The 15,182-nt window shown below is 73.9% G+C and carries 14 protein-coding genes; 8 read left to right on the forward strand and 6 right to left on the reverse strand.

Annotated elements, in window-relative coordinates:
* The first annotated feature begins 120 nt into the window (after nt 1-120).
* Both C6361_RS20330 and C6361_RS20335 read left to right on the forward strand, forming a co-directional pair.
* Nucleotides 121-1,284 (forward strand): acyl-CoA dehydrogenase family protein, encoded by a 1,164-nt coding sequence (locus tag C6361_RS20330; protein ID WP_107268670.1) that lies wholly within the window; start codon nt 121-123, stop codon nt 1,282-1,284.
* Between the two features lie 83 nt (nt 1,285-1,367).
* Nucleotides 1,368-1,928: a Uma2 family endonuclease gene (locus C6361_RS20335; protein WP_107268671.1), complete on the forward strand. Its 561-nt coding sequence runs from the start codon at nt 1,368-1,370 to the stop codon at nt 1,926-1,928.
* Nucleotides 1,929-1,993: 65 nt separating this feature from the next.
* Here the strand turns inward: C6361_RS20335 and C6361_RS20340 are convergent, their stop codons facing one another.
* Complete coding sequence (locus C6361_RS20340; protein ID WP_107268672.1) at nt 1,994-2,959, reverse strand: hypothetical protein; 966 nt, start codon at nt 2,957-2,959, stop codon at nt 1,994-1,996.
* A gap of 109 nt (nt 2,960-3,068) precedes the next feature.
* Nucleotides 3,069-3,731, reverse strand: coding sequence for a hypothetical protein (locus C6361_RS20345; protein WP_107260539.1), 663 nt, complete (start codon nt 3,729-3,731; stop codon nt 3,069-3,071).
* Between the two features lie 156 nt (nt 3,732-3,887).
* On the opposite strand from C6361_RS20345, the gene C6361_RS20350 reads away from it, so the two are divergent.
* On the forward strand, nt 3,888-4,424 hold the full coding sequence (locus C6361_RS20350) for an acyl-CoA thioesterase (RefSeq protein WP_107271058.1): 537 nt from the start codon (nt 3,888-3,890) through the stop codon (nt 4,422-4,424).
* A 172-nt stretch (nt 4,425-4,596) separates the two neighbouring features.
* Nucleotides 4,597-6,633, forward strand: a complete 2,037-nt coding sequence (locus C6361_RS20355) for an acetoacetate--CoA ligase (protein ID WP_107268673.1) — start codon at nt 4,597-4,599, stop codon at nt 6,631-6,633.
* Here the strand turns inward: C6361_RS20355 and C6361_RS20360 are convergent.
* A complete protein-coding gene (locus C6361_RS20360) occupies nt 6,614-7,324 on the reverse strand; it encodes a TIGR03089 family protein (protein ID WP_107268674.1) in 711 nt (236 codons plus the stop codon). The two genes, C6361_RS20355 and C6361_RS20360, sit on opposite strands and share 20 nt — an antisense overlap.
* Nucleotides 7,325-7,561: 237 nt before the next feature.
* Between C6361_RS20360 and C6361_RS20365 the strand changes: the two genes are divergently transcribed.
* A complete protein-coding gene (locus C6361_RS20365) occupies nt 7,562-8,707 on the forward strand; it encodes a glycosyltransferase family 1 protein (RefSeq protein ID WP_107260535.1) in 1,146 nt (381 codons plus the stop codon).
* A gap of 78 nt (nt 8,708-8,785) precedes the next feature.
* Complete coding sequence (locus C6361_RS20370; RefSeq protein ID WP_107260533.1) at nt 8,786-9,892, forward strand: mannose-1-phosphate guanylyltransferase; 1,107 nt, start codon at nt 8,786-8,788, stop codon at nt 9,890-9,892.
* On the opposite strand, the gene C6361_RS20375 is transcribed toward C6361_RS20370, so the two are convergent.
* Nucleotides 9,883-10,485: an NUDIX hydrolase gene (locus tag C6361_RS20375; RefSeq protein WP_234358912.1), complete on the reverse strand. Its 603-nt coding sequence runs from the start codon at nt 10,483-10,485 to the stop codon at nt 9,883-9,885. The genes C6361_RS20370 and C6361_RS20375 overlap by 10 nt on opposite strands.
* 37 nt (nt 10,486-10,522) lie before the next feature.
* Between C6361_RS20375 and C6361_RS20380 the strand changes: the two genes are divergently transcribed.
* Nucleotides 10,523-11,599, forward strand: a complete 1,077-nt coding sequence (locus tag C6361_RS20380) for a hypothetical protein (RefSeq protein WP_107268675.1) — start codon at nt 10,523-10,525, stop codon at nt 11,597-11,599.
* A gap of 309 nt (nt 11,600-11,908) precedes the next feature.
* Entirely contained in the window at nt 11,909-12,928 is a 1,020-nt protein-coding gene (locus tag C6361_RS20385) for a helix-turn-helix transcriptional regulator (RefSeq protein WP_107260529.1), read from the forward strand.
* 19 nt (nt 12,929-12,947) lie between these two features.
* On the opposite strand, the gene C6361_RS20390 is transcribed toward C6361_RS20385, so the two are convergent.
* Nucleotides 12,948-14,117, reverse strand: coding sequence for a coenzyme F420-0:L-glutamate ligase (locus C6361_RS20390; RefSeq protein WP_107268676.1), 1,170 nt, complete (start codon nt 14,115-14,117; stop codon nt 12,948-12,950).
* A gap of 37 nt (nt 14,118-14,154) precedes the next feature.
* On the reverse strand, nt 14,155-15,117 hold the full coding sequence (gene cofD / locus C6361_RS20395; RefSeq protein ID WP_107268677.1) for a 2-phospho-L-lactate transferase: 963 nt from the start codon (nt 15,115-15,117) through the stop codon (nt 14,155-14,157).
* Between the last annotated feature and the right edge of the window lie 65 nt (nt 15,118-15,182).

Below are 15,182 nucleotides of genomic sequence, written 5' to 3' on the forward strand. Positions count from 1 at the left end.
CCGGCCTCGGCCCTCCCGGCGCAGCAGGTGGGGAGGGCTGTCGGGACTAGGTTACTGGCGGGTATGGTTCGGATATCCGGGGCGTGGGGCCGCCGGAGACGAGTGCCGGGGAGGGCCGCGGTGACCAGTGAGCCGTCGTTCGACGCATACCTGCTGCCTGAGGAGCACCAGGCGATCCGGGAGGCCGTCCGGGAGGTCTGCGACGCCAAGGTCGCGCCGAACGCGGCCGAGGCCGACGAGACCGGCGAGTTCCCGAAGGCGTCGTACGAGGCGCTGAGGGCCGCCGACTTCCACGCCCCGCACATCCCCGAGGAGTACGGCGGAGCGGGCGCCGACGCGCTCGCCACCGCGATCGTGATCGAGGAGGTGGCCCGGGCCTGCGCCTCCTCCTCGCTGATCCCGGCCGTGAACAAGCTCGGCACCATGCCGCTGCTGCTGTCCGGCTCCGCGGAGCTGAAGCGGCGCTACCTGCCGCCGGTGGCCCGGGGCGAGGCGATGTTCTCGTACTGCCTCTCCGAGCCGGAGGCGGGCAGCGACGCCGCGTCGATGCTCACCCGGGCGGTCCGGGACGGCGACCACTACGTGCTCAACGGCGTCAAGCGGTGGATCACCAACGCCGGGGTGTCGGAGTACTACACCGTCTTCGCGGCGACCGACCCGGCGGCCCGCTCGCGCGGCATCTCCGCCTTCGTGGTGGAGAAGTCGGACCCGGGGGTCAGCTTCGGGGCGCCGGAGAAGAAGCTCGGCATCAAGGGCTCGCCGACCCGTGAGGTCTACCTCGACAACGTGCGGATCCCGGCCGACCGCATGATCGGCGAACCGGGCAGCGGCTTCGGCACCGCCATGCAGACCCTGGACCACACCCGGGTCACCATCGCCGCCCAGGCGGTCGGGATCGCCCAGGGCGCGCTGGACTACGCCAAGGGGTACGTGCGGGAGCGGCGGCAGTTCGGCAGGGCGGTCGCCGAGTTCCAGGGCGTGCAGTTCATGCTCGCCGACATGGGGATGAAGCTGGAGGCGGCCCGGCAGTTGACGTACGCGGCGGCCGGTAGGTCGGAGCGCGGCGACGCCGACCTGACCTACTTCGGTGCCGCCGCGAAGTGCTTCGCCTCGGATGCCGCGATGGAGATCACCACCGACGCGGTGCAGCTGCTCGGCGGGTACGGCTACACCCGGGACTACCCGGTCGAGCGGATGATGCGGGACGCCAAGATCACCCAGATCTACGAGGGCACCAACCAGGTCCAGCGGATCGTGATGGCCCGCCAACTCCTCAAGGACTGACCTCGGGTGCCAGCGCGGGCCGCTGCCACGCCACGGCCGCGCAACGCCGACCGGCGTGGATGGCCTGCGGATAGGATGGCCGCATGAGTGCGGAGGCGTTCGGCAGGGCCCTGCCCGCCGTCGTCACGCTCGACGACCTGGCGGCCATGATCGCTGCCGACGAGCACGGCCATCGGTATGAGCTGAGCCCCGAGGGAGCCCTGTCGATCATGCCGCCGCCCGATTCCGAGCATGCCGCGATCGCCAGCCGTCTCCTGGTCTGGCTCGCCATGGCGGGTTGGCCGGCCGAGCAGGTGCTCCAGGCCGCCGGCATCCGGATCCCGGGCCCCGACGGCGACGGCGGCCGGATCCCCGACCTCACGGTCTGGGCCCGTGCACAGCCACGGAGTGTCTGGCTGCCCCTGGCCGACCTGGTTCTGGTGATCGAGATCGTGTCACCCGGCTCGGCGGTGATCGACGAGGTCGTCAAACGCCGCGAGTACGCGTACGCCGGGATCCCGCGCTACTGGATGGTCGAGCGGGACGCGGCGCAGACGGTCACCCTGCACGTCCTCGGCCCGGACCGGACGTACGAGGTGGCGGCGAAGATGCCGTTGGCCTGGCTGTTGCAGACCGACCCGGCCGACCACCGGATCGGCGAGTGACCTGTCGAGCGGCCGGTCGACAGCGCCGGTCCGTCGCGAGCGGGCGGTGGACGGTGCTGGGACCGTCAGCGGTCGCCGAGGCGGCGGGTCGCCCCGTCCAAGCCGTCGTCGTCCGGGCCGCCGGTGAACTGGGTGGTCTCGTCGGAGCGCCCGAACTGGGTGGTCTCGTCGCTGCCCGGCTGGCCGGATCGGGGTGCCGGAGCCGGCGGCGTCAGCGGGCTGAAGATGGGCGGCTGCGGCGGCGCGCCCACCGGCGGGCCGGAGATCGGTGAGCCCGGTGGGCGCCCCAGATTGCCCGGCGCGGTCGGCTGACCGTACTGCGGTGCGCCCGTCGGGGCGTTGTACGGCGGTGCCGACGGCGTCTGCTGGTGCGGCCCGGCAGGGCCGTAGTTCGGCGGTACGGCGGGTCCGAAGTTCGGCGGTGCGGACTGGGCGTAGCTCGGGGCGACCGAGGGGCCGTAGTTCGGTGGGTGCGTCCCCGGGCCACCGGGCGGGAACTGCCCGGGCGGGAACTGTCCGCCGGACGGCATGGGGGTGCCGGGCGGGAACTGTCCGCCGGGCGGCATCTGACCGGCCGGCGGGTGGGGTGCGAAGCCGGACTGGCCGGCGGCGCCGCGGTAGCCGGCCGCGGCGGGGCGGGGCGAGCGCCAGCGCTGCGGTACGAGCAGGGTCGCGCCGAGCAGCACGGCCAGCAGCGTGGCGAAGGCGCCGGACGGTGCGGTGAGGGCGAAGTCGACGCCGACGAAGGAGCGCGGCAGCAGGTCGATCATCGACCCGAAATCGATCATGGACCAGAGTGCCATGACCATGAAGAGCAGGCCGGCGACCGCCGTACCGACCGGGGACCACCGGGGCAGCAGCAGCGCGGCGAGCAGCCCGGCCACGACCACGATCGCGATGAACCCGACGATCATGTCCCCGGTCTGCTCCCGGGAGATCCCACCGTTGAACCTGACCAGTCCGATCCCGGACAACACCCAGATGACCGGCGCGCTGACCAGCCCGAATACCAGCGATCCAAGGTGTCGCACTGCAACCTCCCCAGCCGGGTGCCTCCCGGCACCGTACCCGGGCCGGGCAACGCCGGTCCTCGGCGTGTCGGTCCGGGGCGGGTCGACCCGACGACCCGCCCCGGCATGGTCAGCCGGTCGTGCTGTCGGCCGCGTCGTCGCGCTTCGTCGCGGTCCGGGGCGGCGCCGACCACGGCGAGCCGGCGTCGCGGCGCGGCAGCGGCGGTAGCGGTTGCGTGTCCGGCTCCGGGTAACCCAGCGTCGGCGGCTTGATGTCGCGCTCCGGCGGGTTGTTCAGCAGGGACCAGTCGGTCGGGGTCGGCTCCTCCTCGTCGGCCGGGGTCGGTGCCGGGGCGGCGGCGACCGGGCCGGGCCAACGACGCCAGCGCTGGATGCTGAAGGTGGCCATCAGCAGCAGCAGGCCGACCAGGAACGTGGTGCCGTTGTCCAGCACCTGCACCAACGGCAGCGGGTCGCCGAACACCTTCCAGTTCGCCGGCACCGCGTCGCGCACGGTGAAGGGGTCGACGAACAGCCCGACGTACGGTGCCGCCAGCAGCAGGCCGGCGACGAGCGGACCCGCCGGGGAGAGTCGCAGGGTGCCGAGCAGGCCGAGCAGGATGCCCGCGACTCCGAGGTAGACGGCCCCCTGGATCAGGTTGGCCGTGTTGAAGGTACCGACTTCCTCCCAGCGGGTGACGGTGCGGGCGGACCCGTCCTGACCGAGCGCGATCAGGGCCCAGGTCAGTGGCGCCGCCACCACTCCGGCGAGGAAGCTCCAGAGATGTCGCATCCGCGCACCGTACCGTTTCGGAGGCCGCCCGGCAGCCTGCCCGGGCGCGTCTCGTATCGATCTTGCTGACTGTCACCGTGGGATGACCGGGTGACCCGGGTAACCGCCGTCACCGGCGAGGGCGGCGGCGCGGCGGGTCGCCGTACCGTTGCGGGCATGACCGAGCAGCTCTCGCCGCCGGCCGGCAAGCCGACCTCGTACTCCCGGGTCACGCTGAGCCGGATCATGACGGCGGTCGACGTCAACCTCTACGGCACCGTGCACGGCGGCGTGCTGATGAAGTTCGTCGACGACGTGGCCGGAGCGTCGGCGGCCCGGCACTCCGGCGGTACGGCGGTGACCGCCGCGATCGACGAGATCGTCTTCGCCGAGCCGGTCCGGGTCGGTGACCTGGTGCACGCCCACGCCCAGGTCAACTGGACCGGGCAGACCTCGATGGAGGTCGGGGTCCGGGTGGTCGCCGAGCGCTGGGACAGCGCCGAGGACGCCCCGATCCTGGTCGCCACCGCCTATCTGGTCTTCGTCGGGGTGGACGTGGCCGGCAACCCGCGCCCGGTCCGCCCGGTGCTGCCGGAGACCCCCACCGACGAGCGCCGGTTCCGCGAGGCGGAGATCCGCCGGGAGCACCGGCTGGCCAGGCGCAGGGCGATCCAGGCGCACCGGGGCGCCGGCGACTCCTCCGTCGCCGGCTGAGCCGCCCCGGCGCCGGCCACCCCGGGGCGGCCCACATGATCCGGGGGCCGGACATGTGCGCCGGGCACGCGTACCGGCGCCGCCTGCCGGGCGGAGAATTGCGGGTCGGGTACGGCAGTATGGCGACCGGGTCCGGCACACCGGCGTGTCGGCCGTAGGGAGGGGCAGGACCATGGTTGGCGAGGTGCTCTGGACGCCGCCACCGGCCGGCGACGACCGGTCCCGGATCGGCGACTACCTGCGCTGGCTGCGCCGGCACCGGGGCCTCGACTTCGACGACTACGCCGCGCTGTGGCGCTGGTCGGTCACCGACCTCGACGGCTTCTGGCGCTCGATCTGGGACTACTTCGAGGTGCGAGCCCACACCGAACCGACCGCGACCCTGGTCGACACCTCCATGCCCGGCACCCGCTGGTTTCCCGGCGCCACCCTCAACTACGCCGAGCACGTGCTCCGGATGCCCGGGATGGCCGACGACGAGCCGGTGGTGATCGCGCAGAGCCAGACCCGCGCCCCGGTCACCCTGACTGCCGCGCAGCTGCGCGAGCAGGTACGCCGGGTCCGGGCCGCACTGGTTCGTCTCGGGATCGGCCCCGGCGACCGGGTGGCGGCGTACGCCCCGAACATTCCCGAGACGTTCGTGCTGATGCTCGCCACCGCCAGCCTCGGCGCGGTCTTCTCCTCCTGCGCCCCCGAGTTCGGCACCCGCAGCGTGCTCGACCGCTGGCGGCAGATCGCCCCGACCGTGCTGGTGGCCGTCGACGGCTACCGGTACGGCGACAGGCCCGTCGACCGCCGCGCCGAGCTGGCGACGATCCGGGCCGAGCTGCCGTCGCTCGTACACACGGTGGTGCTGCCCTATCTGGAGCCGGACGCCGCGCCGCCGGAGGCCACCCTGAGCTGGGCGGAGCTGGCGGCCCCGACCGACGAGCCGCTGACCTTCACGGCGGTCCCCTTCGACCACCCGCTCTACGTGCTCTATTCCTCCGGCACCACCGGGCTGCCGAAGCCGATCGTGCACGGGCACGGCGGCATCCTGCTCGAACACCTGAAGATGCTGGCGCTGCACCACGACCTCGGCCCGGGGGACCGGTTCTTCTGGTTCACCACCACCGGCTGGATGATGTGGAACTTCCTGGTCTCCGGCCCGGCGGTGGGGGCCGCGATCGTGCTCTTCGACGGCAACCCGGCGGTCCGGGCCGAGCCGGGTGGGCCGGCCGAGCCCGACCTGGGCACGCTGTGGCGGCTCGCCGCCGAGACCGGCACGACCTATTTCGGCACCTCGGCGCCGTTCCTGCTGGCCTGCCGCAAGGCCGGGCTGCGCCCGGCGGAGTCGTTCGATCTCTCCGCCGTGCGCGGGGTCGGTTCGACCGGTGCGCCGCTGCCGGCCGAGGGCTTCCGCTGGGTGTACGACTCCGTCGGCGCCGACCTGCGGCTCGACTCGATCTCCGGTGGCACCGACGTCTGCACGGGGTTCGTCGGCGGCGTGCCGCTGCTGCCGGTCGTCGCCGGTGAGATCACCTGCCGCTGCCTGGGCGCCAGGGTGGAGGCGCGGTCGGCCGACGGCGACCCGGTGATCGACCAGCTCGGCGAGTTGGTGATCACGGCACCGATGCCGAGCATGCCGGTCGGGTTCTGGAACGACCCGGACGGGCGCCGCTACCGGGAGGCGTACTTCGACGTCTATCCGGGGGTGTGGCGGCACGGGGACTGGATCACCGTCACCGAGCGGGGCAGTTGCGTGATCACCGGCCGCTCCGACGCCACCCTCAACCGGGGCGGGGTGCGGCTGGGCACCGCCGAGTTCTACTCGGTGGTCGAGGGGCTGCCCGAGGTGACCGACTCGCTGGTCGTACACCTGGAGGACGACGAGGGCGGGGCGGGGGAGCTGCTGCTCTTCGTCGTACTCGCGCCGGGGCTGGAGCTGGGTCCGGAGCTGACCGCGCGGATCAACCGGGAGCTGCGTACCGGGCTGTCGCCCCGGCACGTGCCGGACGAGATCCACCAGGTCGGGGCGGTACCGAGGACGCTCTCGGCGAAGAAGCTGGAGGTGCCGGTGAAGAAGATCCTCACCGGCGCGGCGGTGGACTCGGCCGCCGCCACCGGCGCGCTGGCCAACCCGGACTCGCTGCGCGCCTTCGAGCGGTTCGCCCGGCAGCGGACCGCCGACCGGCCCAGTGTGACCTCCGTTACGTCAACCGAACCGTGACCTTCTCCGCCGCCGCCCGGTCGGCCAGCCGGGCCGGGTCGAGACTGCCGCAGAGCACCGTGCTGGCCCCGGCGGCCAGCGGGGCGAGCAGCCAGTCCACCGGATCGGGGTAACGGGCGGCGTCGACCAGCACCCGGTCGCCGGCCCCGATGCCCAGCTCGGTGGCGCGCTGGGCCGCCAGGTCGGCCAGTACCGGATCCTGCGGGCCGGCCGCCGGGTACGGCGTGAAGTGGTCGCCGTGCCCGCGTACCTCGACCACGTAGTCGGCCCAGCCGGACGGCAGTTCCCGTACGGGTGCGGCGAGCGGGGCGAGCGCGAGAGCGTACCGGTCACCGGCCGGCCAGGCCGTCGCCTCGCCGACCCGGTCGACCGAGGCGAAGAGCACGTCGACCGGCTGCGGGTCGTCCGACTCGCCGGGCCGGGCACCGGAGACGGCGGAACCGACCGACCAGCAGCCGAGCAGCACGGCGGCGGTCTGCCAGTGCGGCGGCAGCAGCACCCCGACGGGATCGGCCGGAGCCAGCCCGGCCGAGTCGACCAGCAGGTTGGCCGTCTTGGCCACCCAGTTGGCCAGGGTCGCCCCGGAAAGTTCGGTCCGGTCCCCGGTGGCGTCGTCGTACCAGGTCAGCAGCGGTCGGGTCGGGTCGGCGGCGATCGCGGCGGCGAAGAGCCCGGAAATGTTCTCGGTCATCGCCCGCGACGATACCGACCCGGCCGGCCGGTGACGGTGATCTCCGGGCCGGGTCGTGGTGTCCTCGGAACCGGAGCGGGAGCGCGGATCACACCCGCTGTGACGGCCCCGTCGCGTACCCGTCGGAGTCACCGGAAAGACAGTTGCCCGACGGGTCGCAGTCGACGCGTCCGGGGCGGCGCGGCGTAGGCTTGGAGGAAGTGTTCCGCACATCACACCCAGCCGAGGAGTCGCCCAGTGACCGCCGGTCGCCCGCCCCGCGTGCTCATTGACGCCACCAGCGTCCCCGCTGACCGGGGCGGCGTTGGTAGATACGTCGACGGCCTGCTCGGCGCCCTGGGCAAGGTGATCGGGCCGGGTCTGGAGCTGGCCGTGGTCGGGCTGCGCACCGACGCCGAGCGCTACTCCCGGATGCTGCCGGCGGCCGAGGTGATCGCCGCACCGGCGGCGGTGGCGCACCGGCCGGCCCGGCTGGCCTGGGAGCAGACCGGGCTGCCGCTGCTGGCCCAGCAGGTCGGCGCGCACGTGCTGCACTCGCCGTTCTACACCTGTCCGCTTCGGGCCGGCTGTCCGGTCACGGTCACCGTGCACGACGCGACGTTCTTCACCGAGCCGGAGCACTACGACAAGTCACGCCGGACCTTCTTCCGGAGTGCGATCAAGACCTCGCTGCGCCGGGCCGACCGGGTGATCGTGCCGAGCAAGGCGACCCGGGACGAGCTGATCCGGCTGCTGGACGCCGACCCGACCCGGATCGACGTGGCCTACCACGGGGTCGACCAGGCGGCGTTCCACGCCCCGAGCGACGAGGAGAAGGCCCGGGTACGCGCCCGGCTCGGCCTGGGCGGGCACAGCTACGTGGCGTTCCTCGGCGCCAAGGAGCCGCGCAAGAACGTACCGAACCTGATCCGGGGCTGGGTGCTGGCGGTCAAGGACCGGCCGGAGCCGCCCGCCCTGGTGATCGCCGGTGGCCAGGGGCACGACGACGACATCGACCGGGCCGTCGCCGACGTACCGGCACACCTGCGGCTGCTCCGTCCCGGCTACCTGCGCTACGCCGACCTGCCGGGCTTCCTCGGCGGTGCGCTGGTCGCCGCCTACCCGTCGTACGGCGAGGGCTTCGGGCTGCCGATCCTGGAGGCGATGGCCTGCGCCGCCCCGGTGCTCACCACGCCGCGACTGTCGCTGCCGGAGGTCGGCGGCGACGCGGTCGCCTACACCAGCGAGGATCCGCAGCAGATCGCGACCGACCTCGCCGCGCTGCTCGACGACGAGGCGCGGCGGCTCTCGCTGGCGAAGGCGGGCTTCGACCGGGCCAAGGAGTTCACCTGGGAGTCCAGTGCCGAGGTGCACCTGGCGGCCTGGGGTCGGGCCCGGGCGTGACGGGAGTTCGGGGCTGGAATCGGTGGTTATCAGACGGTGTGTGCGTCTGGCGCCTGACGTCTCGGGCATGATGTGGCGATGTTCTACGCCGTGATCCCGGCCGGCGGCAGTGGCACCCGTCTGTGGCCACTCTCGCGCGCCGGCCGCCCCAAATTCCTCCTCCCGCTGACCGGCTCGGACGAGTCGCTGCTCCAGGCGACCGTCCGCCGGGTGCGCCCCCTCGCCGGCCCCGAGAGCACGTACGTGGTCACCGGTGCCGCGCACGCGGTCGCGGTGGCCCGGCAACTGCCCGACGTACCGGAGGAGAACGTCCTGGTCGAGCCCTCCCGCCGGGACTCCTGCGCGGCGATCGGGCTGGCGGCGGCGATCATCGCGCGCCGGGATCCGGACGCGGTGATGGGCGCCTTCTCCGCCGACCACGTGGTCGGCGACCAGACGCGCTTCCTGGAGGTGCTCGGCGCGGCGATCTCGACCGCGCAGGACGGGCTGATGGTCGCGGTCGGCATCACGCCGACGCATCCGGAGACCGGCTACGGCTATCTGGAGTCGGGCGAGCCGATCGGGGCCGGCCCGGCCCGGCAGGTCGTCCGGTTCAAGGAGAAGCCGGAGTACGACCTCGCGGTCAAGTACGTCGAGTCCGGCCGCTTCTACTGGAACGCCTCGATGTTCGTCTGGCGGGTCGACGTCTTCCTCGGCGAGCTGGCCCGGCAGCGGCCGGAGCTGCACGCCGGGCTGACCGAGATCGCCGCGGCCTGGGGCACCCCGGAGCAGGCGGCGGTGCTGGACCGGGTCTGGCCGGAGCTGACCAAGATCTCGGTGGACTTCGCGGTGATGGAGGGGGCGGCGGAGCGTGGCCTGGTCGCCACCGTGCCGGCCGACTTCCGGTGGAACGACGTCGGCGACTTCCACACCCTCGGCGAGGCGCTGACCGGCGACGACGCCAGCAACGTGGTGCTCCGGGAGGGACCCGACGGCACGCCCCCGGCCGGCCGGGTCGTGCTCCGGGACACCGCGCGGACGGTCGTGGTGACCCAGTCCGACCGGCTGGTGGTGACCCTCGGGGTCCAGGACACCGTGGTCGTCGACATGCCGGACGCGCTCTTCGTCTGTGACCGCTCCCGCGCCCAGGAGGTCAAGGAGATCGTCGCCGCGCTGGAGGCGGAGGAGGCGCACCCCTACCTGTAGGTGCGGGCGGCCTCGACGGCCGGGTCGGGTGCCGGGCGCGGGCGGTTCCGCGCGAAGACCGCGAGCGCCGGTGCCACCAGTTGGGCGGTGGCGCCGGCCAGCGGCTCGGGGAGCGCGTCCGGCGGAAACCAGCCGAGTTCCACCGACTCGGCGCTGACCCGTTCGACCGCGCCGGCCGGGGCGACCGCGGCGAAGCGTACGTCGTGGTGCAGCGAGCCGCCCTGGCAGGCGACCGGGTGGATGTCCAGGTCGATCGGGGTCGGGTCGAGCCACAGCCCGGCGATCCCGGACTCCTCGGTCGCCTCCCGCAGCGCCGCACCGGCCAGCGTCCGGTCGCCGGGCTCGCAGTGCCCGCCGAGCTGGACCCAGCGGCGGAACCGGCCGTGCAGGCAGAGCAGCACCCGGCTGCCGGTGGCGTCCAGCACCAGGGCGCTGGCGGTGACGTGGCCGGCCCGGTGGCCCCGGGTCAGCGCCGCCGGGCCGCCCTCGTCGAGCAGGCGCAGGGTCCGGGCCAGGGCGTCCGCCGCCTCGGCGGTGGGCGGCTGCCAGCCGGTGAGCAGGGCTGACGCGTCGGCGTAGAGGGCATCGGGCACAGCGCCACCCTAGTGCCGGGCTCGTAGCATGATCGGTATGACGTGCCCTCCGCGTACGGTCGGACTGGCGGTCGCCGGCAACGAGGCGAGCGACCTGCTGCCGGTACGCGCGCCCGAGGTGCTCGCCGCGTACGGCGCCCGGCGGGGGTTCTGGACCGTACTCGACGAGGGGCCGGTCGAGGCGTGCCTGGCCCTGCTGGTCGAGCGGTACGACGGTGGCTGGCTGACCGTGCACGTGCCGATGGACGCCGGTGCCGAGAACGGCCGGACCGAGGACGGGGAGGCGCTGGCCCGGTACGACGGCTGGGTCTACGTCTTCGGCTCGCACTTCGGCTCGAAGCGTGGGCCGTTGCGCCCCCGCCGTGCCTTCGTGGCCCGGTTCCGCGAGGCCGAGGCGGTCGCCCCGCTGCCCCGGCTGCACGTGGTACGCAACCAGTTCCGGCTGCACCGGGCGGTGAACGACGCCCTGCTGGCCGCCGGGATCGGCGTACTGCCGGCCGGCGAGCAGGTACGGCACCTCTTCATCGCCGCCACCAGGGCCCGGGGCACCGCCCGGGCGAAGAGCTGGGTCGACCGGCTCACCGAGGACGACCTGCCGGTCAACGTGGAGGCGGCGGCCTTCACGCCGACCGGTACCGTCCTGCTCGGCCTGCGGTTTCCGGTGACCGGGCGGGGCGAGCCGGTCTTCGTGGAGCTGGCGGACGTGGCCGGGATGTTCGACCGGCGGAGCTGGCCCCGGGTCGTCGGCGCGTACGCGTTGACCGGGGTGACCCGGCCCGGCGAGCTGACCGGCTTCCGGGCGCTGTCGGCCCGGGACGACGGCGGGTACGACGCGGTGGTCGGCTCGATCGACGCGCTCGACAAGCGCTCGGTGCTGCTCGACGACCATCCGACCGGCGGCGACGTGACCAGCCGGCACGTGCGGTTCCGCTGGCCGGCCGAGCCGGCGGGGCCCGTGGTGGCCGACGAGTCCAGGGTCGCCGGTGAGTTGGTCGCCGACCTCGCCCCGCTGCACAACGTCGAGGGGCTGGCCGAACTGGACGGTGCCCGCTATTACGTGACCGACGAGGACCACCGGGTCGCGCTGCTGATCGCGCAGGGCCGGCAGGACTGAGCCCCGGCGGGTGGCGCGGGAGCAGCCTGGAAAGCGACAACCCGGACGATGTCCTCCGCGGACAGCCGTCCGCGAACCCTCGTGGCAACCGTCCGGGTGCCGCGTTCCTCCCCTGCCCCCGGCATGCCGCAGGGCCACCCGGCGTCAGGACGCCAGTGACCCCGATATCGGCCTAGTGAGCATGCCCGTTGGCTCCGCCGGCCGTCGAGGTCTTTCAGTTCACGCTGAAAGACGCTGATAGATGGCGCCCGGTAGAGTGCGAACTGGTTGCCGGGCAAACCCCATCCGGCGATTCGGGGAGTGCGTGCCATGCTGCGGATCTACTTCTCCAGCGAGGACATCGCCCGGACCCGGGTCGCCCCTGCCGCGGACCAGGTCTGGGAGCTGGTCCTCAGCCTGCACCTGTTGCAGGGGCGCAGCCGGGATCCGATGATGGCGGGCTGGCGGCGGGGCGTCTCCGGCGGGCTCCGCCGGGACACCGTGCCGGGCCAGTTGCGGCTGCTGCTCGCCCTCAACCCGCCGCGCGGCTACTTCCCCGACTTCCTCACCCCCTACCACAGCATGTACGGCCTGGCAGCGGGGCTGGACGCCGTACGCTCCACGCCGGTCAACGCGCTGGAGCGGGACCTGACCGTACTGGCCGGGGAGAGTCCGCTGCCGCTGCCCGGATCCGCCAGCGCGCTCGCCCGGGGCGACGTCGAGGTGCTGGAGCATCTGACCGACTCGATGCGGCTCTACCAGGCGACCGCGATCGAGCCGTACTGGGACCGGATCCAGGCGGCCGTGGAGGCGGACCGGGCGCGGCGGGCCCGGGCCCTGCTCGACGGCGGCACCGAGGGGCTGCTGGCCAGCCTCCGCCCGGCGATGCGCTGGAATTCCGGGGTACTGGAGGTGCCGGACTATCCCGCCGACCGGGAACTGCACCTCGACGGGCGCGGCCTGCTGCTGGTGCCGTCGTTCTTCTGCGCCCGCATCCCGGTGACCCTGCTCGACCCGGAGCTGCCGCCGGTACTGGTCTATCCGGTCGACCGGTTGGGCGGGCTGACGCCGGCACCGGGCGCCGGTGCCGGTCCGGTGCCGGCGACCGGCGGGGAGGAGAGCCGGGCGGCGCTGGCCGCGCTGATCGGGAAGACCCGGGCCCGGGTGCTGGAGGTGGTCGGCGACGGCTGCTCGACCGGCGAGGTGGCCCGCCGGCTGAACATCTCGGCGGCGGCCGCGAGTCAGCACACCAGCGTGCTGCGCAACGCCGGGCTGCTGGTCAGCCACCGCGACCGCAACACCGTGCTGCACAGCCTGACCCCGCTGGGCCGGGCCATCCTGACCGGCTGAGTGGTCCGGGCCGGCGCGGTCAGCGCCCGACGGCGGGGTCCGGCGCGGCGCCGACCAGCAGGGTCGCCCCGACCTGGCCGGCGGGGGCCGGCAGTACGGCGGAGCCGAGCCCCTCGGCGGCCAGCGCGGCCCGCAACCGGTGCAGGTCGGCGCCGAACCGGATCAGCACACCCGGGTCGGTACCGGCCGGTCCGGGTGGCGCGCAGTCGAGCAGCGCGACGGTCCCGGGTACCCGGGGCGGAGCCGTCCCGCCGAGCCGGTCGCGTACCCGTCGCTCGTCGGTGACCAGCGTCCAGACCGTGCCGGGTGCCACCACGCCGGCCACCGTGCGCAGCGCCCGGTCCACCGCCGCGCGGTCCGGCCCGGCGTCGGTGCCGTCCGGCACCGTCGGCGGCACGGACGGCACCGGCCCGCCGGCCGTCGCCTCGGCCAGGGTGGCGGCGGCACGCAGCCCCTCGGCCCGCGCCTCGGCGGTGCCGAGGGCGAAGAGGTCGTGCTCGGCGTCCCGGACCAGCGCCGCCGCGCCGGGCCCGTCGTCCTGACCGGCGGCACCGAGATAGCCCCGGACCACCGCCACGGGCACCTGGTCACACTTCCCCTTGACCAGCTCGCCCGCGCCGGCCAACTCGTCGACCACGGCCATCTGGGTGATGTTGAGCTTGTTGCCGTACGGGTCGACCTCGCCCCGGTGGTCGCGGACCGCCGGCATCCCGGCGACCCCGAGCGCCACGTCGGTCAGGCCGTTGCGCCACGGCCGGCCCATGGTGTCCGAGATGATCACCGCCACGTCGGCGCCGTGCCGCTCGCGGATCGCGGCCCGCAGCGCCCGGGCGGAGGCGTCCGGATCCTTCGGCAGCAGGACCAGCCGGGACCGGTCCACGTTGGAGGCGTCGATCCCGGCGGAGGCCATCACGAAGCCGTGGTGGGTCTGCACGATCCGGGTCGAACCACGCCGGGCCACCGGGCGGGCGGTCTCGCCGGCCAGCACCTCGGCCCGGGCCGCCTCCCGCTCCGGCCCGTCGACCGGTACGTCCACCAGCCGACCCTCCGCCTTGGAGACGATCTTGCTGGTCACCACCAGCACGTCGCCGTCGCGCAGCCAGGGGGCGGCGGTCGCGATCAGCGCCGACAGGTCGTCGCCCTCGGTGACGTCGCCGATGCCGAGCACCGGCAGCACCTCAAGTCTCATCCCAGCTCCACGACTTCCGCGACCTCCGCGACACCGCTCAGGCCAGTTCCAGGGCGGTCCGGACCATCGTCGCGGTCGCCGCCTCGTCGGTCATCCACAGCGGTGCCGCCCGCACGGTCACCCCCTCGACCTCGGTCCCGGCGTCGGTGCCGTCCACCAGCCAGGCGTCCAGGATGCCACCGGCCGACCGGGCACCGTAGAGGCCACCCACCCCGGCCGCCGTGCAGGGCACGCCGAGCACCGCCAGGCAGCGGTCCGCCATCCCGCGTACCGGGGCGCCGCCGATGATCGGTGACACCCCGATCACCGGCGCGGAGCCGGTGACCAGCGCGTCCCGCAGTTCGGGTACGGCGAGCACCGGCGCGATGCTCACCACCGGGTTGCTCGGGGCGAGCAGCACCACGTCGGCTCCGGCCAGCGCGTCGAGCACCCCGGCCGCCGGCTTGGCCGCCTCCGCGCCGACGAAGACGAAGCGGGAGGTGGGCAGTTCGCCACGGTGGCGTACCCACCACTCCTGGAAGTGGATCGCCCGCTGGGCGCCCGGGGTCTCCCCGTCGGGGTCCTCCACCACGACGTGGGTCTCCAGGCGGTCGTCGGTGGCGGGCAGCAGGCGTACCCCGGGCTGCCAGCGGGCGCAGAGCGCCTCGGTGACCGCCGAGAGGGGGTAGCCGGCGTTCAGCATGGTGGTCCGGACCAGGTGGGTCGCCACGTCCCGGTCGCCGAGGCCGAACCAGGTCGGCTCCGCGCCGTAGGCGGCGAGTTCCTCCCTGACGGTCCAGGTCTCGCCGGCCCGGCCCCAGCCCCGTTCCCGGTCCGCCCCGCCGCCGAGGGTGTACATCACGCTGTCCAGGTCGGGGCAGATCCGCAGGCCGTGCAGGACGACGTCGTCGCCGACGTTGACCACGGCGGTCACCTCGGCGCCCACCTCACGGGCGTACGCGCGGACGCCGGTCAGGAAGCGGGCCCCGCCGATGCCGCCGGTCAACACCACGATGCGCATGTCTGCCATCCTCGCCCATCGGTTCGGGACAGGCGGCGGGCGGGCCGGCAGACTAGGCTCAGGCG

It is taken from the genome of Plantactinospora sp. BC1 (assembly GCF_003030345.1).
Lineage (GTDB): Bacteria > Actinomycetota > Actinomycetes > Mycobacteriales > Micromonosporaceae > Plantactinospora.

Coding starts and splice junctions, on each gene's coding strand:
- C6361_RS20335 (WP_107268671.1), top strand. CDS start 1,368: ATGAGTGCGGAGGCGTTCGGCAGGGCCCTGCCCGCCGTCGTCACGCTC.
- C6361_RS20345 (WP_107260539.1), bottom strand. CDS start 3,731: ATGCGACATCTCTGGAGCTTCCTCGCCGGAGTGGTGGCGGCGCCACTG.
- C6361_RS20350 (WP_107271058.1), top strand. CDS start 3,888: ATGACCGAGCAGCTCTCGCCGCCGGCCGGCAAGCCGACCTCGTACTCC.
- C6361_RS20355 (WP_107268673.1), top strand. CDS start 4,597: ATGGTTGGCGAGGTGCTCTGGACGCCGCCACCGGCCGGCGACGACCGG.
- C6361_RS20360 (WP_107268674.1), bottom strand. CDS start 7,324: ATGACCGAGAACATTTCCGGGCTCTTCGCCGCCGCGATCGCCGCCGAC.
- C6361_RS20370 (WP_107260533.1), top strand. CDS start 8,786: ATGTTCTACGCCGTGATCCCGGCCGGCGGCAGTGGCACCCGTCTGTGG.
- C6361_RS20380 (WP_107268675.1), top strand. CDS start 10,523: ATGACGTGCCCTCCGCGTACGGTCGGACTGGCGGTCGCCGGCAACGAG.
- C6361_RS20385 (WP_107260529.1), top strand. CDS start 11,909: ATGCTGCGGATCTACTTCTCCAGCGAGGACATCGCCCGGACCCGGGTC.
- C6361_RS20390 (WP_107268676.1), bottom strand. CDS start 14,117: ATGAGACTTGAGGTGCTGCCGGTGCTCGGCATCGGCGACGTCACCGAG.
- cofD (WP_107268677.1), bottom strand. CDS start 15,117: ATGCGCATCGTGGTGTTGACCGGCGGCATCGGCGGGGCCCGCTTCCTG.